The organism is Phyllobacterium sp. 22229, assembly GCF_052056495.1.
Classification (GTDB): domain Bacteria; phylum Pseudomonadota; class Alphaproteobacteria; order Rhizobiales; family Rhizobiaceae; genus Phyllobacterium; species Phyllobacterium myrsinacearum.
Genome location: NZ_JBQEPA010000001.1, coordinates 44,632 through 67,951, shown reverse-complemented (window position 1 = coordinate 67,951; position 23,320 = coordinate 44,632). Strand labels below are relative to the sequence as shown.

The window sequence follows — 23,320 nt, the reverse complement described above, 5'->3', positions numbered from 1 at the left end:
TGAATACTTACATCCTCACCCGCTCCGCCTTCGGATCATACATCGGCGTGAGCGATGCCAGCGCTTTCACCCGTTCTCCGGCGATCTCGATCTCATAGCTTGAGGACAGCACCTGTTCGGCGCTTTCGCCCTTGCAGGCGACATAACCAAGGCCGATCGCCCCGCCCAGATGGTGGCCGTAATTGCCCGAGGTGACCGTTCCGACGATTTCACCATCGCGCACGATGGCTTCATTGTGGAACAACAGCGGCTCGGGATCGGCAAGGCGGAATTGCACCAGCCTGCGGTCCAGTCCGCTTTCCTTCTTCTGCAACACCGCATCGCGCCCGATGAAGTCGCCCTTCGTGGTTTTGACGGCAAAACCGAGCCCTGCCTCCAGCACATGGTCTTCATCGGTGATATCATGGCCGAAATGCCGGAAGGCCTTTTCGATGCGGCAGGAATCCAGTGTGTGCAGGCCGCACAGTTTCAGGCCCAGCTCCTGACCGGCCTCCTCCAATGCCTCGAACACATGGGCGGTCTGATCCGACGAGACATAAAGCTCCCAGCCGAGTTCGCCGACATAGGTGACGCGGTGGGCGCGGGCAAGGCCCATGCCGATTTCGATCTCCCGCGCCGTGCCGAAGGGATGACCCGCATTGGAAAAATCGTTGGGGCTGATCTTTTCGATCACATCCCGGGATTTCGGCCCCATCAGGCACAGCACGGATTCCGCCGCAGTTACATCGGTGACGACGACAAATTCGTCCCTCAGATGCTTGCGCATCCAGGCGAGATCGCGCTGCAGGGTGGCGCCGGGGACAACGGCGAAGAACGCCGTTTCCGACAGCCGGGTGATGGTCAGGTCGCTTTCGATGCCGCCGCGATTGTTGAGCATCTGGGTGTAGACGATGCGGCCGGGTTCGACATCCAGCTGATTGGCGCAAAGTTTCTGCAGGAACGCCAGCGCATCGCGACCCTCGATGCGGATCTTGCCGAAGGAGGTCATATCGAACAGCCCGGCGCCACCCCGCACCGCCAGATGTTCGTCCCGCTGGTTGTCGAACCAGTTCTGCCGCTTCCAGGAATAGCGGTATTCGCGCTCCTGCCCGTCTTTGGCGAACCAGTTTGCCCGTTCCCATCCGGCCACTTCGCCGAAAACGGCACCGCGTGCCTTCAGATGTTCATGGATGGGCGAACGGCGGATATTGCGGGACGTTGCCATCTGCCGGTAGGGAAAATGATCGGCATAGAGCAGGCCAAGCGTCTCGGAGACGCGTTCTTTCAGATATCGCCGGTTTTTTTGGAACGGCTGGGCGCGGCGGATATCGACTTCCCACAGGTCGAACGGCGCTTCGCCATCGTGAATCCACTGGGCCAGCGCCATGCCGGCGCCGCCCGACGATACGATGCCGATGGAATTGTAGCCCGCCGCCACCCAGTATCCGCCCAGTTCCGGTGCTTCGCCGAGATAATAACGGTCGTCGGGCGTGAAACTCTCAGGCCCGTTGAAAAAAGTGTGAATGCCCGCCGTGCCGAGCATCGGCATGCGGTTGACGCCCATTTCGAGGATCGGTTCGAAATGTTCGAAATCCTCCGGCAGCTGGTCGAAGCAGAAATCTTCGGAAATGCCGTTCATGCCCCACGGCTTAGCCACGGGCTCGAAGGCGCCGAGCATCATTTTTCCGGCATCTTCCTTGTAATAGGCGCACTCATCCGGCACGCGCAGCACCGGCAGGCGTCCGAGCCCCTCAATGGCCTCGGTGACAAGATAGAAATGCTCGCAGGCATGCAGAGGCACCGTCACGCCCGACATCGACGCCAGATCGCGCGCCCACATGCCGGCGCAATTGATCACCACGTCAGTCTCGATCGTGCCCTGTTCCTCGCCCTTGGCCCAGGAAACGCCGGATACCCGGCCATTCTTTTTGTGGACGCCGGTGACTTTTACGTTCTCGAAAATCCTTGCGCCGCGCTGCCTCGCGCCCTTGGCCAGTGCCATGGCGATATTGGCTGGATCGCATTGCCCGTCCAGCGGCAGATGCACCGCCCCGACCACATCTGCAATATTAAGATGCGGATACATCTCCTTGACTTCACTCGGTGAAATCTCCCGCACATCAACATCGAAAGCGCGGGCCAGCGAAGCCTGGCGATAGATCTCGTGCTTGCGTTCTTCGGTCAGCGCCACGGTGATGGACCCCACCTGGCGCATGCCTGTGGCGACCTCCGTTTCCGCCTCCAGCTTGACGTAGAGATCGGCGGAGTATTTGGCGAGCCGCGTCATGTTCTGCGAGGCGCGCAGCTGGCCGATCAGCCCGGCCGCATGCCATGTGGTGCCCGAGGTCAGCTGCTTGCGCTCCAGGAGAACGATGTCGGTCCAGCCCAGTTTGGCAAGATGGTAGGCGACGGAACAGCCGGAAACACCGCCCCCGATGATGACGGCTCTGGCCTTGGCCGGAAGAGAACTCATGCGCGGATTCTTTCATTGTTGGGGTCCCAGAGCGGCTGATCCGGATGCACGGTGGCCTTGAAGCGTTCGCCGAAAATCTCGATCTCGATTTGTGTTCCAGGTTCAGTGAGTTCGGACTTGAGCATGCCGAGCGCGATGGATTTGTCGATCCGGTGCCCCCAGCCGCCCGACGTGGTTTCGCCAACAATGCTGCCCTTGTGCCAGAGCGTCGACATATAGGGCGCATCGCAATCCCCGGCGTCGACGGTCAGCGTGACGAAGCGCTTCTTCACGCCGTGCTGCCTTTCGCTTTCCAGTGCGGCTTTGCCAAGAAAATCAGGCTTTTCCCATTTGATGAAACGGTCGAGCCCGCTCTGCAACGGCGTATAGTCGGTGGACAGATCGCCCTTCCAGGCGCGGTAGCCTTTTTCCAGCCGCAGCGAGTCCAGCGCATACATGCCGAACGGTTTTAGCCCGTATGGCTGGCCCGCCTGCCAGACAGCATCGAAAATTGCCTGGGTATCGGCGATCTTGCTGTGGATTTCCCAGCCCAGTTCTCCGGCAAACGACACGCGCACGAGCTGGCAATAGCGTCCGGCGATCTGTGTCGTCTGGTGCGACAGCCAGGATTTGCCAAGGTCCGCATCGCAGATACCGGCAAAGAGATCGCGCGCCTTGGGGCCGGTGACGATCTGGCAGGAAAATTGCTCGGTGACATTGCTGATGCTGATGGCGCTGCCCCTGGGCAGATGTTTTTGCAGCCATTCCAGATCATGCCACTCGGCAACGCCCGCAGTGATGAGGAAAAACACGTCCTCATCAATGGCCATGATCGACATTTCGGTGACGACACGGCCCTTGGCATCGGCGAAATAGCCAAGGCCGATGCGGCCGGGTTTCGGCACCAGACCGGTGATCAGGCCAGCCAGCCAGTCGCGCGCGCCCGGCCCGCTCACCTTGAAGCGGGAAAAACCGGGAAGATCGAGAATGCCGACCGCGTCGCGCACCGCATGGCATTCCTCGCGGATGCGCCGTTGCCACGGCCCTTCCCGCGTGAATGTCTGTGTCGCCTCTTCCGAGGTATCGTCGCCCGGCTGCGCATACCAGTTTGCCCGCTCCCAGCCATTATAGGCACCGAACTGCGCGCCCAAACCGGTCACGCGCGCATGCAGCGGCGACAGCTTCTTGTTGCGTCCGGCAGACCACGTATGGCGCGGGAAATGAATGGCATATTCGTGGCCATAGACCTCCACACCCTTGGCAACGCTGTAGTCGTGGTCGGCAAAGGCGGTGAAGCGGCGCGGATCGCAGGACCACATGTCCCATTCTGTGGCACCTTCCGTGACCCATTCGGCCAGAACTTTTCCTGCCCCGCCTGCCTGCGCGATGCCGAAGGTGAACACACAGGCTTCGAACGCATTGGGTACGCCCGGCATCGGCCCGATCAGCGGATTGCCGTCGGGCGCATAGGGAATGGGGCCATTGATGATTTTCGACAGACCGGCCGTGCCAAGGATCGGCACGCGGGCGATCGCGTCGTTCAGATACCATTCGAGCCGTTCCAGATCGTCGGGAAACAGCTGGAAGGAGAAATCGTCCGGCATCGGATCGTCGGCCGTTGCCCAATGCGCCCGGCAATTGCGCTCATAGGGCCCGAGATTCATGCCGTTCTTTTCCTGCCGGAGATAATAAGACGAATCCACATCGCGCAGCAGCGGCAGCTTGTGGCCCTCTTGGCGGCTCCATGCGGCAATCTCGGGGATCTCGTCGAACAGCAGATATTGATGGCTCATGACCATCATCGGCACGGCGCGGCCGAACAGCCTGCCGATTTCCTGCGCCCGGTAACCGGCGGCATTGACCACATATTCGCAGCGGATCTCGCCCTGCGGCGTCGCGATCACCCATTCGTCGCCGTCGCGCCGGGCACCCGTCACCGGGCAGAAGCGGATGATTTTTGCACCCATGTCGCGCGCGCCCTTGGCCAGCGCCTGCGTCAGCTGGGCGGGATCGATATCGCCATCGTTCGGATCGTACAGGGCACCGGCGAGATCATGCGTCGCAATGAAGGGATAGCGGCCATTGATCTCATCGACGCCGAGCACATCGATATCCATGCCCTGATAGCGGCCCATGCTTTTCACGCGCTGGAACTCGCGCATGCGCTCCTTGCCATGGGCGAGCCGCAGCGAACCGGTGACATGGTAGTTCATGGGATAATCGACTTCCTGCGCCAGCCGCCGGTACAGCTCGGCGGAATAGCGCTGCATGTTCATCACCGACCACGAGGCGGAGAAGGTCGGCACATTGCCCGCCGCATGCCAGGTGGAGCCTGATGTCAGCTCGTTCTTCTCCAGAAGCACGCAATCGGTCCATCCGGCCTTGGCGAGATGATACAGCGATGAGACGCCGACCGCCCCGCCGCCGATGATGACGACCCGCGCCGACGTTGGAAATTCAGACATATACGGTCTCCCATGATCTCATGCTGTTTGGCTTACGCCCGTGCGATTTCATCGAGGTACCACTGGATGTACCGCAACTCGTTGTGTTCCATGGGCGCGATGGGCCCCGGCACGAAATAGTGCGAGCGCACGCCGCGCGCCGTGTGTTCGATGATCGTCTTGTCCTCGGCGGTGGTCACCTTCCAGAGCCATGTCAGCTTGTCCAGATCGTAATCCCGGCCCTCCTCGGCATCGCCGCGCACCAGCCAGATCAGCTCCATCTCGCAGGTATCAGACGTCTTCGGAATGAAACGATAAATCATGCCATGGTCGGGGTAGCAGACCAGAAAACTGGTACCGCCAAGGTGGATGGAGGTCACGCCGCCATCGAATTCGGTGAAACGCCCCATCAGCGGGCCAACCGGCGAGCCATCCTCGCTGCCGCTCGACACGCCGTCATAGAGCGCATAGCGGAACGTATGAATCGTTTCATGGCCCTGCGCGGAACTCTGCCAATGGTCACCCGTGGCGATATCGATGCCGAGCGCGCAGGTGCGCTGCTCCATCCGCGCATTCAGCTCGGTGATTTTTTCCAGCGGCTGCTCAAGCGCATGGGTCTGCGAATATTCCGGATGCGCCGGACCGCAGTGATAGCACTCGACATAATTTTCAACCGCCAGTTTCCAGTTGGCATCCACCGGATAGGTCTCGCGGTGCGCCACCTTGGCATCGGCCCAGCCATATTGGCCGCAGGTGGTGCGCAGCGACTGCTCGATAATGTCGAAATTCAGCGGTTCGTCGGCAAAGCAGATAAAAATCAACCCTTCGGCCACGCGCACATGCAGTTTTTTCAGGCCATGCGCACTGCGGTCGAAATCCCGCGGCATCAGCCGTGCGGCGCGCAGGCTGCCGTCATTCATATAGGTCCAGGCGTGATAGGGACAGACGAAGAAGCGGGCATTGCCCTTCTGCTGGGTGCAGACCTCGGCGCCGCGATGGCGGCAGACATTGAGAAACGCGTGGATCGAACCGTCTTCGGTGCGCGACACGATCACCGCTTCCGAATCGATCTTGAACAGCTCGAAATCGCCCGCATTGGGAATGATGCTGGCATGGCCGATGCAATGCCAATGGCGGCGGAACACACGTTCCATGTCCCGGGCATAGACATCCGGATCCATGTAGAAGGCGCGCGCCAGCCCATGACCGGGCCGGTATTCCGCAATCATGCGGTCGATCTTGTCGCCTGCCGGTGCAACGCCGGCCAATGCCTGTTCCGCGCCCATGTTAGCCTCGCTCGAAAAGAGTGTTCCCCGGACGCGCTCCCTTGTTTCCCGGATGCGTCGCAGATTAGAATGATTCCGCATTGGGCGCCGTTCAAGCGATGGTTGCTCATCAAGACATGAATTATTCTCAACAGTCTGTTTTACAGGATGCCGCCCGATGATGTCGAAGCCCAGAATACCGCCGCTCGGCTCATTGCGCGCGTTTGAAGCCTCGGCACGCCTCTTGAGCTTTCGCCTGGCAGGCGACGAGCTGGGCGTTACCCAATCGGCCATCAGCCACCGCATTTCCGAGCTGGAGGCGATTCTCGGGGTAAAGCTGTTCGAACGCCTGCCGCGCGGCGTGGCGCTGACCGATGCCGGCACGCTGTATTACCCCTATATGCGCGATGCCTTCGAAAAGATCGCTCGCGGCACGGCACTAATCAACCGGCTGGGCACGACGGACGATCTGGCGCTTGAAACCTATGCGACCTTCGCCATCCGCTGGCTCATTCCGCGCCTGACCGATTTCCGCAGGGTCAATCCGAACCTTGCCATCCGCATCGGCACCAGCCAGCTCGACTGGGAACTCAACATCGACAGTTCCGATATCGGCATCATCCATACCACCCGGCCGGAGCGGATGAACCTGCATTACCGGCTGCTTGTCAAAGCCGAGATGTTTCCGGTGTGCAGCGCGGCGGTTGCCGCGCGGATCGCGGGCAACACCGAGGCAAAGGCACTCAGCAAGGTGCCGCGCCTGGCGCTCTATACCGCACCCGAGGATTGGGGCACGTGGCTCGATGCAGCCGGCATTGCCGATAACGGCCAGGCGGTGACGCTGAAGTTCGACACCTATCTCGCCGCGCTGCAATCGGCTCTCGACGGCCAGGGGCTGGCCATCGCGCCGGGCTTTCTCGTCGCGGACGATCTGAAGGCGGGGCGTCTGGTGGCGCCGTTTGCGCTGAGGGTGCCACAGCCCGGTGCGTGGTACATGATCTGCCGCAAGGAGCGGGTCAATGAAACCCGCATCCGCCAGTTCGAGAAGTGGCTGGTGGAGCAGTTCGAGGCTGCATAAGCGTTATGCAAACCTACTTCCGCTTGATCCCGATTGATTTGCCAACCCGCGCCGGAATCCCAAGCTTTGCATGGGCATCCCGGTAAAACGCCAGCTTTGGCAGCACATCTTCCGGGAACGGCACAACCTTCGGGCCGTTCATATCCACGTGCAGTGACAGGACTTCCGAGGTCGCAGCGACCCAGCCATCGACGTGAATGATTTCATTATAGGTATGCAAACGCTTGCCGTCGAAATCGATCAGCTGGCTGGTAACCGTCACCAGATGGTCGAGATGGATCTCCTGCACGTAACAGATATGAACCTCAGCCGTGTAGATCGTCAGCCTGCGTTGCGCCGCATATGTCGGGCCAAACCCCAGTTCGGCGAGGAATTCGTCACCGCCCCGGTCGAACACCACATTGTAATAGGCCATGTTCAGATGGCCGTTATAATCGATCCACTCCTTTTCCATGGCGAGCGGAGCGGAGCGGTACAATTCACCTTCTGGCATGCTGATATTCCCCTCATTGGTAAAACCCGGCGGCATTTGAACCATGGCAGCTGCCCGTCCACTGTGTCAAAAACGACTGATAATGGCGGCACCCTATCGATTGGCGCCGGAGCGCAGGCTGCTCGGCGGCTTGCCCTCGAAGGTGCGGAACGTGCGGGCAAAGGCGGCGGCCGAGGAGAAACCCGTGCGCGCGGCGATATCGGCCAGCGGGGTTTTGGTATCGGTGATCAGCCGCCGCGCGATCTTCAGGCGCAGGCGCAGATAATAGCGGCCCGGTCCCTCGCCCACGGCTTTCGCAAAAATCTTTTCCAGGCTGCGCGCGCTCAGGCCGCAGCGTTTGGCGATCGCGCCGATGGTGAGCGGCGCATCGAGATTGCCCTCCATGAGCCGGATCGCGGTGGCGAGTTTCGGATGGACATCGTCAAGCCGCCCGAGCGAGACAAGCGGCTGCGCATCATTGGATGCATGGGCTTCGTCATAGATGAAGACGCTCGCCACATCGAGCGCCACGGACATGCCGCAGCGCGAGCGGATGAGATGCAGCATCAGGTCGAAGGTGGGCGATGCACCGCCCGTGGTGAACACCGGCCCGTCGATGACATAGCGGTCCGGCCGGATATCCGCCTCGGGAAATTCGGCGGTGAATTCCTCCATGTCCTCCCAGTGCGTCGTGGCACGGCGGCCGCGCAGCAGCCCTGCCCGGCCGAGCAGCCATGACCCCGCTTCGATGCCGCCGATCATCCGGTAGTGATGCATGGCGCGGCGCAGGCTGGCGGTAAAGGTGGTGCGCGAAATATCCGAGGTGCCGAACCCGCCGATCATCAGCAGCATGTCGGCTTTGTCAGCCGGATCGAACGCGCCGGAAACGGCAATCGGCAGGCTGCAGGTGGTGATCGCCGGGTTGCCGTCGAGCGAAACGATCCGCCATTTGAACAGGGTACTGCCGGAGACGCGGTTGGCAGCGCGCATCGGATCGATGGTTGATGCCACGCACATCAGCGACGCGCCGCTGAAGACGAGAACCGTCACCTCAAGCGTTTTGGCATCGGGCAAAAAGAGGGGCGACGTTTCGCTATTCATCAAGTTCAATTCGTATATTGCAAAGCATGCATTTGCAACAGCTGCATGATTTGCCCAACGAAAAAATGGGAGCAAAGCAATGGGACTCACCCCCAATCGCGACGTATTCATCACCTGTGCCGTCACCGGCGCGGGCGACACGACAGGCCGTTCCGACAAGGTTCCGGTCACCCCGCGGCAGATCGCCGACGAGTGCATTTCCGCCGCCAATGCCGGTGCCGCTGTGGCGCATATCCATGTGCGCGATCCGAAGACCGGCAAGGGATCGCGCGATGTCGCGCTCTATGCGGAAGTGGTCGAGCTGATCAAGGCATCCGGCGTCGACATGGTGCTGAACCTCACCGCCGGCATGGGCGGCGACCTGACGCTCGGCAGCACCGAACAGCCAATGCCACCCTCATCAGTTGGAACCGATATGGTCGGCGCCACCGAGCGGCTCGTGCATGTGGCCAAGCTGCGCCCGGAGATTTGCACGCTCGACTGCGGCACGATGAATTTCGGCGAAGGCGATTACGTCATGACCAATACGCCCGCCATGCTGAAAGACATGGCGGCGCAGATCAAGGCGCTGGGCGTGCGCCCGGAAGTCGAGATTTTCGATACCGGCCATCTGCTCCTCGCCAAATGGCTCTATGACCAGAAGCTTCTGGAAGACCCGGTCATGGTGCAGCTATGCATGGGCATTCCGTGGGGTGCGCCCGACGATATCAACACGCTTTTGGCGCTGACCAACAACCTGCCCGCCAACTGGACGTTTTCGGCCTTCTCCATCGGCCGCAACCAACTGCCCTATGCGGCCATGGCCATGCTGGCCGGCGGCAATATCCGCGTCGGCCTCGAAGACAATATCTGGCTCGACAAGGGCGTTCTTGCCACCAACGGCCAGTTGGTCGAACGGGCCGTGAAGGTCGCCGAAGGCATCGGCGCCCGCATTCTGGGACCGGACGAGGTTCGGGCCCGCATGAAACTGACAAAGGGCTGGTGAGATCATGAGCGTCATTCGCAAAGCGGCAGCCGTCGGCGGCGGCGTCATCGGTGCGGGCTGGGTTGCCCGTCTCATCCTCAACGGCATCGACGTATCGATCTTCGATCCGGACCCGGAGGCGGAGCGCAAGGTCAGCGAGGTGATGAAGAATTCACGCCGCGCCTACAAGACCATGGTGCCCGGCGGCCTGCCGCAGGAGGGCAAGCTGACCTTCGCCAAATCGATCGCCGAGGCCGTGGCCGGTGCCAATTTCATCCAGGAAAGCGTGCCGGAACGCCTCGATCTCAAACACAAGGTGCTGGCGGAGATCGACAAGCATGCGGCGGTCGATGCCATCATCGGCTCATCCACGTCAGGCATCCTGCCGTCGGATATGCAGACATCGATGCAGCATCCCGAGCGCCTTGTTGTCGGCCACCCCTACAACCCGGTCTATCTCCTGCCGCTGGTTGAAATCGTCGGCGGCAGGCTGACCTCGCCGGAAGCCATCGAAACCGCGCGGGAACTCTATGCTTCCATCGGCATGAAACCCGTCGTCATCCGCAAGGAAATCGAAGCCTTTGTCGGCGACCGCCTGCTCGAAGCCGTCTGGCGCGAAGCGCTGTGGCTGATCAAGGACGACATCACCACCGTCGAGGAACTCGACGATATCATGCGCTATTCCTTCGGCATCCGCTGGGCGCAGATGGGCATGTTCCAGGTTTACCGCGTGGCGGGCGGCGAAGCCGGCATGCGCCACTTCATGGCCCAGTTCGGACCCTGCCTGTCCTGGCCATGGACAAAGCTGATGGACGTGCCGGAACTCACCGATGAACTCGTCGACAAGATCGCCGCCCAGTCCGATGAACAGGCGCATGGCCTCTCCATCCGCGAACTGGAACGCATCCGCGACGATAACCTCGTGGCCATCATGGATGCCCTCTCCCGCCAGAACAAGGGCAAGGGCTGGGGTGCCGGTGCGCTCTACAAGGATTACACCAAGCAACTGTCCAAGCTGGCCAAGAAGCCTGCGGTCTCCAAGGCGGCTGAAAAGGCAAAATCCACCAAACCCAGGAAGAAGGCTTAAATCATGGATTTCGGTCTTTCGGAGGAGCAAAGGCTGATTGTCGAAACGACACGCGCCTTTGTCGAAAACGAGCTTTACCCGCATGAGGCGGAAGTGGAGCGCACTGGTGTCCTGCGCAAGGAGCTTGCGGACGAGCTGAAACAGAAGGCGATAGCAGCCGGTCTTTATGCGGCGAACATGCCGGAATCCGTCGGCGGCGCCGGTCTCGATACCGTGACATGGCTGCTCTACGAAAAGGAGCTTGGCCGCGCCAATTATGCGCTGCACTGGTCCTGCGTCGGCCGTCCCTCGAACATCCTGCTCGCCGGTACCGACGCGCAGAAGGAAAAATACCTCTATCCCTGCATTCGCGGCGAAAAGTCCGATTGCCTTGCCATGACGGAACCGGGCGCCGGTTCCGATCTGCGCGGCATGAAGGCGACGGCGGTGGAAAAGGGCGGTGACTGGGTCGTCAACGGCACCAAGCATTTCATCAGCCACGCGCTGGAAGCGGATTTCGTCATCCTCTTCGTGGCCTCCGGCGAGGAAGACACGCCGCGCGGCAAGAAAAAGAAAATCACCGCCTTCTTCGTCGACAAGGGCCATCCAGGGATGACCATCCGCGAGGGATACCGCAACGTCTCGCACCGCGGCTATACCAATGCCATCGTCGAGTTCGACGATTGCCGCCTGCCCGCAGACGCCATCCTTGGCGAGGTGCACAAGGGTTTCGAGGTCGCCAATACATGGCTTGGCGCGACGCGTCTGCAGGTTGCGGCCACCTGTCTCGGCCGGGCCGAACGGGCGCTTGGCCATGCGATTGAATATGCGGCGCAGCGGGAACAGTTCGGCCAGCAGATCGGCAAGTTTCAGGGCGTCTCGTTCAAGCTTGCCGACATGGCAACCGAACTGAAGGCCGCCGATCTCCTGACCTTCGAGGCGGGCTGGAAGTTCGATCAGGGCACGGTCACCGACCAGGACATGGCCATGGCCAAGCTGAAGGCCACGGAAATGCTCGCCTTTGTCGCCGACGAGGCGATCCAGATTCACGGCGGCATGGGGCTGATGGACGACCTGCCGCTTGAGCGCATCTGGCGCGATGCACGGGTCGAGCGCATCTGGGAAGGCACATCGGAAATCCAGCGGCACATCATTTCGCGCGCCCTGCTTCGCCCGCATGGAGCGTAAGTGGTTATGCGGTCAGGTTTCACCCCCCTCTGTCCTGCCGGACATCTCCCCCACAAGGGGGGAGATCAGCCTGCATTGCCGTTTCTGCGAAATTTGAAACGTTTCCTGTTGTGCGAAAACATTCATGCCAATGTGATCTCCCCCCTTGTGGGGGAGATGTCCGGCAGGACAGAGGGGGGTGCCTGATACATGCACGCACTCGACCGTCTGCTCCGTCCCAAAACCATTGCTGTCTTCGGCGGCCTTCAGGCTGCCGAAGTCATCAAGCAATCGCAGAAAATGGGGTTCTCCGGCGAGATATGGCCGGTGCATCCCAAGCATGACGAAGTCCTCGGCCTCAAGGCCTACCGGTCCGTTGCCGATTTGCCCGGCAGCCCCGATGCGGCCTTTGTCGGCGTCAACCGCTTCCTGACCCTCGATATCGTCCGCCAATTGCGTGAACGCGGCGCGGGTGTTGCCGTCTGCTACGCCTCGGGGTTTCTTGAAGCGGGTGCCGATGACGCGGACGGCGCACGCCTGCAGGACGAACTGATCGCGGCGGCAGGCGATATGCCCATCATCGGGCCGAACTGCTATGGCCTGATCAATTACTGCGATGGCGCCCTGCTCTGGCCCGACCAGCATGGCGGGCGCAGGCTTGCCGCCGGTGAGCGCGGTGTTGCCATCATCACCCAATCTTCCAACATCGCCATCAACATGACCATGCAGACGCGCGGATTGCCGATTGCCCACGTCATGACGGCGGGCAACCAGGCGCAGACCGGCCTGCCCGACATGGCCATCGCCCTGCTTGAGGATGAACGGGTGACAGCGCTGGGCCTGCACATCGAGGCGTTTCAATCCGCAGCAAAGTTCGAAGCCTTGGCAAAACGGGCGCGCGAACTCAACAAGCCTATCGTCGCCATGAAGGTCGGGCGCTCCGCTCAGGCGCGCGCCGCCACGGTATCGCACACGGCCTCGCTGGCCGGATCGGATGCGGCCTCGGATGCATTTTTGCAACGGCTCGGCATTGCCCGCGTCAATTCCATCGCCTCTTTCCTTGAAACGCTGAAACTGCTGCATGTGCACGGGCCGCTTGACGGCGACACGCTGTGCTCCATGAGTTGTTCCGGCGGCGAAGCCTCCGTCATGGCCGACAGCGCCGAGGGGCGGAGCATCCACTTTCCACCGCTCACGCCGGAGCATCGCGCCAAGGTCAAATCGACGCTGGGGCCGCTGGTCGCCGTCGCCAATCCGCTGGATTACCACACGTTCATCTGGAACAACGAACCGGCGCTGACCGAGACTTTCACGGCCATGGTATCCGGCGGCTTTGCCTTGAGCTGTCTCGTCCTCGATTTTCCGCGCAAGGATCGCTGTTCCGATGTCGACTGGTGGTCGACGGTACGTGGCCTTGAATCGGCCCTCAAAACCAACAGGGCCAAGGGTGCCATCGTCGCCTCACTGCCGGAAAACATCCCGGAAGAGTACATGGCCGGGCTGATGGCGCAGGGCATTGCGCCGCTCTGCGGCATCACCGAAGCATTCGATGCGGCGGAAGCGGCCGCCTTTATCGGCAAGGCATGGAAGACACCGCTTGCCCAGCCGGTCGTCTCCCCGGAAATTCGTGACGCAGACGAAAGGGCGCCCGATGAAGCGCAAGCTAAAGCTATCCTTGCCAATCACGGCCTGCCCGTACCACCGGGCAGAGGCTGCCGGACGGTCGATGCTGCGGTTGCGGCTGCGCAGGACCTGACGTTCCCGGTTGCGCTCAAGGCGCTCGGCGTCGCGCACAAATCCGAGTTGAATGCCGTGCGGCTCAACCTGCGCGATGCAGATGCCGTGCGCGCGGCAGCAACCGACCTGATTGCCATCGGCAGCGGCCTCTATGTCGAGCGCATGGTGACCGATGCGGTTGCGGAACTGATCGTCGGCATTGTCGATGATCCGCAGTTCGGACCGCTGATGACCCTTGGAACCGGCGGCGTGCTGGTGGAACTGCTGCAGGACAGTGTCACGCTGCTGCTGCCATCGAGCCGCGCGGAGATCGAAGCGGCTCTTCGGAGCCTGCGCATGTTTCCGCTGCTCGATGGCTATCGCGGCAAGCCGAAAGCCGATCTGGATGCCGCAATCGATGCCATTCTTGGCATTGCCGGTTTTGCCGTGAAGAATGCAGGGCGGATCGTTGAACTCGATATCAATCCGCTGCTTGTATGCCGCAGCGGCCAAGGCGCTTGGATCGCCGATGCGCTGTTAATCACCAGGGGAGAGCTGCATGAATGATGTTGTCAGGACGCGCCGCGAAGGCGGCATTCTCGAAGTCACGCTGGATCGGCCAAAAGCCAATGCCATTGACCTGAAGACCAGCCGCCTGCTCGGTGAAACGTTTCAAAAGTTCCGCGATGATCCCGAGCTTCGCGTCGCCATTGTCCAGACCGAGGGCGACAAGTTCTTTTGCGCCGGCTGGGACCTCAAGGCCGCTGCAGGCGGCGATGCGGTTGATGGTAACTACGGCGTCGGCGGTTTTGGCGGCCTGCAGGAACTGCGCGACTTCAACAAGCCAGTGATCGCCGCGGTCAATGGCATGGCGGTCGGCGGCGGGTTCGAACTCGCCCTCTCCTGCGATCTCATCTATGCGTCAGACCATTCCAGCTTTGCCCTGCCGGAAATCCGCGCGGGTACGCTGGCCGACGCCGCCACTGTGAAACTGCCCAAGCGCATTCCCTACCACGTCGCCATGGACCTGCTTCTGACCGGCCGCTGGATGGATGTCGCCGAGGCGCACCGCTGGGGCCTCGTCAACGAGGTCCTGCCCAAGGACAAGCTGATGCAACGGGTGTGGGAGATCGCCCGGCTTCTGGAAAGCGGCCCGCCGCTGGTGTTCGCTGCCATCAAGGAAGTGGCACGCGAGGCGGAAGACATGAGCTTCCAGGACGCGATGAACTGGATCACCAAGCGCAAATTCCGCACGGTTGACATGCTCTACGCTTCGGAAGACGGTCAGGAAGGGTTTAAAGCCTTTGCCGAAAAACGCGATCCCGTATGGAAGGGCAGATGAGCGCGGATTATTCAGTCCTGATTGACGCGGAAACCTGGGCCTTCATCGAGCGGACGAACAGCTTTTATCCGCCCGATGCCGTCAACTATACCGTCGCGCAGCAGCGCGACGTCTATAACACCATGTGCAAGGCCTTTTTTGCCGGTTATCCGGAATCGGTGTCGTCGGCTGATCGCTTCATCGATGCGCGAGACCACAAGATACCCATCCGCATCTACGAAAAACGCGACAGCGATCCTGAAGCGGTCTGCCTCTATTTCCATGGCGGCGGCTTTGTCGTCGGCGGCCTCGACAGCCATGACGACGTCTGTGCTGAGATTTGCGACGCAACCGGTTTCCGGGTCATTTCGGTTGACTACCGCCTCGCCCCCGAAAATCTGCATCCCGCCTCATTCCGGGATTGCCTTGCAGCCTTTGAGCACGTGGCGTCCATCTCGGAACTGCCTGTCGTCCTATGTGGAGACAGTGCAGGAGGCAATCTCGCAGCAGCTGTCTCGCACACTGTACGCGGTGATGACCGGCAGCCGATTGGGCAAGTGCTCATTTATCCGGGACTCGGCGGCGCGACGGATCGAGGCTCCTATCTGACCCATGCGCAAGCACCGATGCTGACGACGCGCGATACCCTCTATTATGCGGAAATCAGGGGTGGCGGGTTCAACTGGTCGACGGACCCGCGCTTTGCCCCGCTGGCCGATCCGGATTTTTCCGGCCTGCCCGATACTGTCGTGATCTCGGCCGAGTGCGATCCGCTTTCCGACGATGGCAGGCACTATTGCCAGCGCGTCTCAGCGGCGGGCGGCAAGGCAATCTGGAACAATGAGCCCGGCCTCGTGCACGGCTATCTGCGTGCCCGCCACACTGTTACACGCGCGCGCTCCAGTTTCCGCCGCATCTGCACCGCCGTGCATCTGCTGGGACAGGGGCGCTGGCCGGGCCAGCTTTAAACCCGATTTTGCAGTTTTGCAGATCAATTCCCTGCGCTTGCCATGCGCCGGTTCTTGACCGCCCCCTCCAGCCAGCCCAGCTCCATTTCCGGAACCGATGACAGCAGCAGGTCGGTATAGGCGTCGAAGGGCGGCTGCAGCACCTGCGATTTCGGACCGTAGCGCACCACCTCGCCGCGATACATCACGGCGATGGCGTCGGCGATGGATTTCACCGTCGCAAGATCGTGGGTGATGAAGAGATAGGCCACATGTTCGTCCGCCTGCAGGTCGAGCAGCAGTTTCAGGATGCCGTCGGCCACAAGCGGATCGAGCGCGCTGGTCACCTCGTCGCAGATGATCAGTTTCGGTTTGGCGGCGAGCGCCCGGGCGATGCAGACGCGCTGTTTTTGCCCGCCGGACAATTCAGCGGGGTAGCGGTCGGCAAAGCCCTTGCCCATCTCGATCTTGTCGAGCAGTTCGGCAATGCGTGCGTCGCGCTCCTTGCCGCGCATGCCGAAATAGAATTCAAGCGGGCGGCCGATGATGGTGCCGATGGTCTGGCGCGGATTCATCGCCACGTCGGCCATCTGGTAGATCATCTGCAATTCGCGCAGATCGTTGCGCGTGCGGTTGGCAAGGCGCGGCGAAAGCGTGCGCCCGTCAAAGGTGATCGTCCCTTCCATCGGCGGCAGCAGGCCGGTGATGGCCCGCGCCAGTGTGGATTTGCCGGAGCCGGATTCGCCGACAACCGCCAGCGTCTGGCCAAGATGCAGATCCACGGAGACGTTCTTCAATACCTTGACCAGCCCGCCGCCATAGGCCGCGGTGATGTTCTTCACCGACAGGATGGGCGTGCCCGTGCTCGTCTTTTCCTGATGCGGGATGTGATGCACCGACACCAGCTGGCGCGTATAATCCTGGCGCGGTTCCTTGATGATCTGGCGCGTGTCGCCATATTCCACCATCTTGCCATGGCGCAGCACCATGATGTCGTCGGCCACCTGCGCCACCACGGCAAGGTCGTGCGTGATGTAGAGCGCAGCAACATTGGTATCGCGGATGGCATCCTTGATCGAGGCAAGCACATCGATCTGCGTCGTCACGTCGAGCGCTGTTGTCGGCTCGTCGAACACGATCAGATCCGGCTCGGAACACAGCGCCATGGCGGTCATGGCCCGTTGCAGCTGGCCGCCGGAGACCTGGTGCGGAAAACGCTGGCCAAAAGTTTCGGGATTGGGCAGACCCAGTTTTTTGAACAGGCCGATGGCGCGTTTTTCCGCCTCGGCGCGGGTGGCGATCCGGTGCTGCAGCGCCGCTTCAACCACCTGATCCATCAGTTTGCGCGCCGGATTGAAAGCTGCGGCGGCAGACTGGGCGACATAGCAGACTTCCCGCCCGCGAATATCGCGCAGGGTCTTTGCACCGCCTTTGAGAATATCACGGCCGTTGAGCAGCACCTCCCCGCCGGTGATGCGCACGCCGCCACGCCCGTAGCCCATGCCGGACAGGCCGATGGTGGATTTGCCCGCACCGGATTCGCCGATGAGGCCGAGCACCTTGCCGCGTTCCACCGTCACCGAGATATCATCGACGATCACCACATTGCGCGGCGCTTCGCCCGGCGGATAGCTGGTCGCCTCGATCCGCAGATTGCGGATGTCGAGAAGCAGGCCGGTCTTGTCCTTCGCAGGTGCCTTAGCCATTGCCGCGTCCTCCCTTCAGGCTGGTGGTCCGGTTGAGAATCCAGTCGGCGACGAGATTGACGGAGATGGCGAGGACCGCGATGGCAGCCGCCGGAATAAGTGCTGCCGGAATGCCGAAGACGATGCCTTCCTTGTTTTCCTTGACCATGCCGCCCCAGTCCGCATCCGGCGGCTGGACGCCGAGGCCGAGGAAGGACAGCGCTGACAGGAACAGCACGGCAAAGATGAAACGCAGGCCGAGTTCGGCAACCAGCGGTGTCAGGGCGTTGGGCAGTATCTCGCGGAAAATGATCCAGATACGCCCCTCGCCGCGCAGCTTTGCCGCCTCGACGAAATCCATCACGTTGATATCAACAGCCACGGCGCGCGCCAGCCGGTAGACGCGCGTGGCATCGAGCAGCCCCATGACGAGGATCAGCGTGGTGACATTGCCCGGCAGCACCGACAGCACCACAAGCGCGAAGATCAGCGTCGGGATCGCCATGATCAGATCGACGAAACGCGACATGAGCTGGTCGAACCAGCCGCCGATGACGGCGGCGGCAAAGCCGAGGACCGAGCCGAGAATGAAGGACAGCGCCGTTGCCATGGCGGCGATGAAGATGGTGATGCGCGCGCCGTAGATCATGCGGGACAACAGGTCGCGGCCAAGATTGTCCGTGCCGAGCCAGTACTTTGCCGACATGGGCTCCCAGACATCGCCGACGGTTTCGCCGACGGAATAAGGCGCAACCCATGGCGCGAAAATGGCCGCGAACAGGAAGACCGCCGTGATGATCAGGCCGATCCAGGCGCTGATGGGGATGTTCTTAACATTCAGCATGGCGCGGCCTCACTTGGGATGTCTGAGGCGGGGATTGGAAACAATCGCCACGATGTCAGCAATGATGTTGAGGGTGATGTAAACGGCGGCGAACACCAGCCCGCAGGCCTGAACGACCGGCACGTCGCGCTTGGCCACGTGGTCGACCAGATATTGCCCCATGCCGGGATAGACAAAAATCACCTCGACCACGACGACGCCGACAACGAGGAAGGCAAGATTGAGCATGACCACATTGACGATCGGCGCGATGGCGTTGGGGAAAGCATGGCGGGCGATGATCTGGAACGGCGTCAGGCCCTTCAGCTCCGCCGTTTCGATATAGGCCGATTGCATGACATTGAGAATGGCCGCCCGGGTCATGCGCATCATGTGCGCGAGGACGACGAGCGTCAGCACCGTCACCGGCAGGGCAATGGCGCTCAGCCTTTCGCCGAGCGGCATGCCGTCATAGACGGTCGAAACGCTCGGAAACCATTGCAGGCGCACGGCGACGAAATAGATCAGGAGATAACCGGTAAAGAACTCCGGCAGCGACGTCGATGCGAGGCCGAGGCCGGAGATGATCTTGTCCACCCAGCCATTGCGGTAGCGCACGGCCAAGAGGCCGAGGGCGATGGCGAGCGGAATGGAAACCACTGCCGCCCAGAAGGCGAGGAACAGGGTGTTCCACAACCGCCCCTTGAGCGAGGATGCGATGTCCTGTCCACTGGAAAGCGCCGTGCCGAGATCGCCGGTCAATATGCCGCCGAGCCAATGCAGGTAGCGGATATAGGCCGGATCGTTCAGCCCCATGTCACGCCGCAGGTTTTCCAATGCCTCCGGTGTGGCCGACTGGCCGAGAATGGATTGCGCCACGTCTCCCGGCAATATCTGGGTGCCTGCGAAAATCAGCACCGAGACGGCCAGGAGAAGGAGAAGGCCCATCGCAATGCGCTGGGCCACCAGTTTGAGGACAGGACCGCTCATCCGCCCCGGCCTTAGGCGTTCAGCCAGCAGCGGGACAAGGCATAGCCGCCACTCATTTCCTGATTGCCGTCCTTCACCCAGCCGCCAACCTTGGCGCTGGTGGCGTCGATGAAGTCGTTGAACATCGGCACGATGACGCCGCCCTCGTCGCGCACCGTCACCGACATGTCGCGATACATCTGCTTGCGCTTGGCAGGATCGAGTTCGGCGCGCGCGGCGATCAATGTCTTGTCGAACTTTTCATTGAAGAAGCGCGTGTCGTTCCAGTCGGCGGTGGACAGATAGGCGGTCGAATACATCTGGTCCTGGGTCGGACGCCCGCCCCAATAGGATGTCGAGAACGGCTGCTTGTTCCAGACTTCCGACCAGTAGCCGTCGCCCGGCTCACGCTTGACCTCGATCTTGATGCCGGCCTTGGCCGCACTCTGCTGGTACAGCTGCGCCGCATCGATGGCGCCGGGGAAGGCAACGTCCGACGTGCGCAGCAGCACCGCGCCATCATGGCCGGATTTCTTGAAGTGGAAGGCCGCCTTGTCGGGATCGTAGGCGCGCTGTTCGATATCGTCGGAGAACAGCGGATAGGCCTTGTTGATCGGGAAATCATTGCCGACAGAGCCATAGCCGCGCAGGATTTTCTGCACCATGTCTTCGCGGTTCATGGCGTATTTCAGCGCCAGGCGCAGGTCGTTATTGTTGAACGGTGCGGTGTTGCAATGGGCGATGAAGACATAGTGCCCCTTGCCCGCGACGTTCTGGATGGTCACTCCCGGCACGCGCTTGACCAGATCGACGATTTTCGGCTCGACGCGGTTGATCATGTGCACCTGGCCGGACTGCAACGCAGCCGTGCGGGCGGTGGCATCGTTGATGACGATGATTTCGATCTGCGCCGCATGGCCGCGCTTGTCGCCATCCCAGTAATTGGCAAATTTCTCGCCGATGTGCCGCACGCCCGGCTCGTCCTTGACCACCTTGTAGGGTCCGGTGCCGATACCGGCGGTGGGCTTGTCCTTGCCGCCGTTCGGCTGGATCATCAGATGATAGTCATCCATCAGGAACGGCAGGTCGGCATTGGCCTCTTTCAGTGTGAAAACAACGGTATCGCCGTCTTTCTTCACATTATCGATGCCCTTCATGACCCCAAGGGCGCCGGATTTTGAATTGGCGTCGGAGTGGCGCTCCATCGTGGCCACGACGTCATCGGCAGTCATCTCCTTGCCATTGTGAAACTGCACGCCCTTGCGGATCTTGAAGGTCCAGACCTTGGCATCGGGGGTTGAACCCCACTCCGTAGCCAATTTGGGGTTGAGTGTGCCATCGGCCTGAATTTCAACGAGCTGTTCGCCCCACTGGCGGCCGAATTTGTACGGCACCTGGCTCTGCCATGTCGCGGGGTCCATGCTGTCGGTCGAAGCACCGCCCTGCATGCCGGCTTTCAGCGTGCCGCCCTTGACCGGGCCTTCGGCCAGAGCCGCGCTCGACAGCAAAGAATTGGCAAAAACCGTGGTGACGCCGAGGGCGGCGGCACGGCCGAGAAAATCACGCCGCGACAGATGTCCGCGGGCGACCTTGCGGCTCAGATAATCGAGTTCTTTTGACATACCCATTCCCCTTTTGTTGCTTGGAACGCCTGGCGTCCAAATTCGGTTTTTGTGAATTATGCGACTTGATACCCGTGAATTTCAACCGTCAGCGTAGCTTTTTAATCCGCTCCTCCAGCAATCAGATGAATTGACGCGCGATCGTCTCGGCAAAATTCCGCTCGAAAACCAGCTCGTCATTTTCGTGGGCTTCGATCCGGCCGGTCAGATGAAAGTTCGTCTTGTCCGACCGCATCGTCGTGAAGGTTTCAGTGCGCACACGCCATTCATCGCGGCCGGACAGTTCCGTCCAATGCGTCTCGCCATAGGCGGACAGCGGATCATCCGCGTGGATTTCCCAGCGTTCGCGCGCCACGCTGCCATGGATGAGACCATGCTCCTTGTCGCGCGCCTCGCCGAAATCGTCCATGATCGACAGAATGATCTTGCCCGTGACCTGATCATGCTCGATCAGGCGGCTGTTCGTGCCCTTGCGCAGGATATCGAGCTGCCAGGGCGATGCGGCTTCGGGCTGCGGAAAGGTCCATTCATCGCCGGTGGCGAGATCGCGTGACGGCACATCGAGCGTGCCGGCATGCAGCGTCAGGCTGACCGCTTCCGGTGACGGCCAGACCATCGGCCAGTAGCTAGAGGAAACGGCAATGCGCAGCCGGTGCCCGGCGGGAACGCGGTAGGCGATGTCATCGAGCTTGAAGCGGATTTTGACCGGTTCGCCCGGCGAAAGCGCTTGGGGTTTTTCATGGCTGTCGCGATGGCACAGGTTGAACACGCCATAGGTGATGCGTGTCGATGCGCCATCGGGGTGCACATCGCACAGACGCACGGCAACCATGGCAACGGGCTTGTCACTGGACAGCGTCAGGCTGATTTCCGGGGCGCCGACAATATCGACCGCTTTTTCCAGGATATCGCCGTCATAGCAGACCGACAGCGCGTCATCGCGGCGCTGGTCGCCGGGAAGCTCCGGACCAAGCCAGATGGCGCAATATTCGCCGCCCATCATGCCGCAATCCTGCGGCGAGGCCACGAGATGGGAAAACGCCCCGCCCCCCTTTGCGCTCAGGGATTTGTCAGCGCCAAGGTGAAGCACTTCGCTGCGGATGGTTTTTGACGGCCATTGCGGCTCGGCAATCCAGCAGCCGGGACGCTCCGTATACCAGCTTTTCGGGCGGACCGAATCCATGAGATAGCCGCGATAGGCCGGATCGTCCTCGACGCCGGTATCGATGTCCTTCAGCCAGCGGTCCCACCAGCGCAATGCCTCCTGCAGGAAGCCGATGCGCGGTTCCGGCACGGCAAAATGCGGGTATTTGTGCACCCATGGCCCGACAATGCCTTTGACCGGGGCCTTGATCCCCTCCATCAGGCGCGGCACCGCGTTCTTGTAGGCATCGCCCCAGCCGCCTACGGCCAGCGTGGCGGCCTTGATGGCGGAAAAATCCTCGCAGACCGAGCCCCGCTTCCAATAGGCGTCGCGCGTCTGGTGCGCCAGCCAGACGGCCGGCAGGAACGGTTCTTGATCAAGCCGGTCCAGCCACATGCTGCGCCATTTGTCGCCAACCAGCATCGGATCGGGCGAGCGCGAGGAATAGGCGAGCATGGTCGCGCCCCATCCCAGATTCTCGTTGAGCAGAAGCCCGCCCTTGTAATGGATGTCGTCGGCATAGCGGTCGTCGGTGGAGCACAGCGTGATGATGGCCTTCAGTGCTTGCGGTTGCAGCGCCGCCACCTGCAACGAATTGAACCCGCCCCAGGAAATGCCCATCATGCCGACCTTGCCCGATGACCAGGGCTGCGCCGCGATCCATTCGATCACCGCGCAGGCATCGTTCAGCTCCTGAACCGAATATTCATCCTCCATCAGCCCTTCGGAATCACCATTGCCGCGCATGTCGACGCGCAGGCAGGCATAGCCATGTCCGGCGAAATAGGGATGGGTGAGATTGTCACGCGCCGTCGTGCCGTCGCGCTTGCGATAGGGCAGAAATTCGAGAATGGCGGGAACCGGATTGTCGAGAGCGTCTTCGGGCATCCAGACCCGGGCCGACAGGCGGCAGCCATCGGGCAGGACAATACCCAGATCGGCGGTTTCTTTCACTTGGTGCTGAAATGTTTCGACTGTCCGCATTACCATCTTTCGTCCTCACAGCGGAGCTGAAAACAGATAACGCACACCGGGCAGAACACCCGGTGAAAACATCAATCCCATTTTCTCGTCTTTTGCGAGGTGTTCCTTTTGTGTCCTACTA

General features: G+C 61.3%; 17 protein-coding genes. 7 read left to right on the top strand and 10 right to left on the bottom strand.

Annotation, left to right across the window (positions count from 1 at the left end):
- Nucleotides 1-7: 7 nt before the first annotated feature.
- From ACTJJ7_RS00290 to ACTJJ7_RS00280, 3 genes are read right to left on the bottom strand one after another with little or no spacing between them, the layout of a single operon-like run.
- Nucleotides 8-2,452, bottom strand: a complete 2,445-nt coding sequence (locus tag ACTJJ7_RS00290) for a GcvT family protein (protein WP_440964731.1) — start codon at nt 2,450-2,452, stop codon at nt 8-10.
- On the bottom strand, nt 2,449-4,896 hold the full coding sequence (locus tag ACTJJ7_RS00285) for a GcvT family protein (RefSeq protein ID WP_440964729.1): 2,448 nt from the start codon (nt 4,894-4,896) through the stop codon (nt 2,449-2,451). Before ACTJJ7_RS00285 ends, ACTJJ7_RS00290 begins: the two co-directional genes overlap by 4 nt.
- A 32-nt stretch (nt 4,897-4,928) precedes the next feature.
- Complete coding sequence (locus ACTJJ7_RS00280; RefSeq protein ID WP_440964728.1) at nt 4,929-6,161, bottom strand: aromatic ring-hydroxylating oxygenase subunit alpha; 1,233 nt, start codon at nt 6,159-6,161, stop codon at nt 4,929-4,931.
- A gap of 157 nt (nt 6,162-6,318) precedes the next feature.
- On the opposite strand from ACTJJ7_RS00280, the gene ACTJJ7_RS00275 reads away from it, so the two are divergent.
- Nucleotides 6,319-7,218 carry a LysR substrate-binding domain-containing protein gene (locus ACTJJ7_RS00275; protein WP_440964726.1) on the top strand — a complete coding sequence of 300 codons (900 nt, stop codon included), beginning with the start codon at nt 6,319-6,321 and terminating at the stop codon, nt 7,216-7,218.
- Nucleotides 7,219-7,231: 13 nt separating this feature from the next.
- On the opposite strand, the gene ACTJJ7_RS00270 is transcribed toward ACTJJ7_RS00275, so the two are convergent.
- Together ACTJJ7_RS00270 and ACTJJ7_RS00265 are read right to left on the bottom strand one after the other, a co-directional pair.
- Nucleotides 7,232-7,711, bottom strand: coding sequence for a thioesterase family protein (locus tag ACTJJ7_RS00270; RefSeq protein ID WP_440964725.1), 480 nt, complete (start codon nt 7,709-7,711; stop codon nt 7,232-7,234).
- A gap of 93 nt (nt 7,712-7,804) precedes the next feature.
- The gene (locus ACTJJ7_RS00265; RefSeq protein WP_425350414.1) at nt 7,805-8,794 is read right to left on the bottom strand and encodes a GlxA family transcriptional regulator; all 990 of its coding nucleotides are present in this window, start codon (nt 8,792-8,794) and stop codon (nt 7,805-7,807) included.
- 76 nt (nt 8,795-8,870) lie between these two features.
- On the opposite strand from ACTJJ7_RS00265, the gene ACTJJ7_RS00260 reads away from it, so the two are divergent.
- The 6 genes from ACTJJ7_RS00260 to ACTJJ7_RS00235 all read left to right on the top strand — a co-directional run bounded on the left by ACTJJ7_RS00260 (nt 8,871) and on the right by ACTJJ7_RS00235 (nt 15,993).
- Nucleotides 8,871-9,776 carry a 3-keto-5-aminohexanoate cleavage protein gene (locus ACTJJ7_RS00260; RefSeq protein ID WP_130269265.1) on the top strand — a complete coding sequence of 302 codons (906 nt, stop codon included), beginning with the start codon at nt 8,871-8,873 and terminating at the stop codon, nt 9,774-9,776.
- A gap of 4 nt (nt 9,777-9,780) precedes the next feature.
- Nucleotides 9,781-10,842: a carnitine 3-dehydrogenase gene (locus ACTJJ7_RS00255; RefSeq protein ID WP_440964722.1), complete on the top strand. Its 1,062-nt coding sequence runs from the start codon at nt 9,781-9,783 to the stop codon at nt 10,840-10,842.
- 3 nt (nt 10,843-10,845) lie between these two features.
- The gene (locus tag ACTJJ7_RS00250; protein ID WP_130269263.1) at nt 10,846-12,009 is read left to right on the top strand and encodes an acyl-CoA dehydrogenase family protein; all 1,164 of its coding nucleotides are present in this window, start codon (nt 10,846-10,848) and stop codon (nt 12,007-12,009) included.
- A gap of 189 nt (nt 12,010-12,198) precedes the next feature.
- Entirely contained in the window at nt 12,199-14,271 is a 2,073-nt protein-coding gene (locus tag ACTJJ7_RS00245; RefSeq protein WP_440964720.1) for an acetate--CoA ligase family protein, read from the top strand.
- Nucleotides 14,264-15,046, top strand: a complete 783-nt coding sequence (locus ACTJJ7_RS00240; protein ID WP_440964718.1) for a carnitinyl-CoA dehydratase — start codon at nt 14,264-14,266, stop codon at nt 15,044-15,046. The genes ACTJJ7_RS00245 and ACTJJ7_RS00240 overlap by 8 nt, the downstream gene beginning before the upstream one ends.
- Nucleotides 15,043-15,993: an alpha/beta hydrolase gene (locus tag ACTJJ7_RS00235; RefSeq protein WP_440964716.1), complete on the top strand. Its 951-nt coding sequence runs from the start codon at nt 15,043-15,045 to the stop codon at nt 15,991-15,993. The genes ACTJJ7_RS00240 and ACTJJ7_RS00235 overlap by 4 nt, the downstream gene beginning before the upstream one ends.
- 23 nt (nt 15,994-16,016) lie before the next feature.
- Here the strand turns inward: ACTJJ7_RS00235 and ACTJJ7_RS00230 are convergent, their stop codons facing one another.
- The 5 genes from ACTJJ7_RS00230 to ACTJJ7_RS00210 all read right to left on the bottom strand — a co-directional run bounded on the left by ACTJJ7_RS00230 (nt 16,017) and on the right by ACTJJ7_RS00210 (nt 23,199).
- Nucleotides 16,017-17,678: an ABC transporter ATP-binding protein gene (locus tag ACTJJ7_RS00230; protein ID WP_130269259.1), complete on the bottom strand. Its 1,662-nt coding sequence runs from the start codon at nt 17,676-17,678 to the stop codon at nt 16,017-16,019.
- Nucleotides 17,671-18,501: an ABC transporter permease gene (locus ACTJJ7_RS00225; protein WP_105732933.1), complete on the bottom strand. Its 831-nt coding sequence runs from the start codon at nt 18,499-18,501 to the stop codon at nt 17,671-17,673. The genes ACTJJ7_RS00230 and ACTJJ7_RS00225 overlap by 8 nt, the downstream gene beginning before the upstream one ends.
- A gap of 9 nt (nt 18,502-18,510) precedes the next feature.
- Nucleotides 18,511-19,470: an ABC transporter permease gene (locus ACTJJ7_RS00220; RefSeq protein ID WP_105732934.1), complete on the bottom strand. Its 960-nt coding sequence runs from the start codon at nt 19,468-19,470 to the stop codon at nt 18,511-18,513.
- A gap of 11 nt (nt 19,471-19,481) precedes the next feature.
- Complete coding sequence (locus ACTJJ7_RS00215; RefSeq protein WP_105732935.1) at nt 19,482-21,071, bottom strand: ABC transporter substrate-binding protein; 1,590 nt, start codon at nt 21,069-21,071, stop codon at nt 19,482-19,484.
- Nucleotides 21,072-21,192: 121 nt separating this feature from the next.
- The gene (locus ACTJJ7_RS00210) at nt 21,193-23,199 is read right to left on the bottom strand and encodes a CocE/NonD family hydrolase (RefSeq protein WP_440965090.1); all 2,007 of its coding nucleotides are present in this window, start codon (nt 23,197-23,199) and stop codon (nt 21,193-21,195) included.
- Nucleotides 23,200-23,320 lie beyond the last annotated feature (121 nt).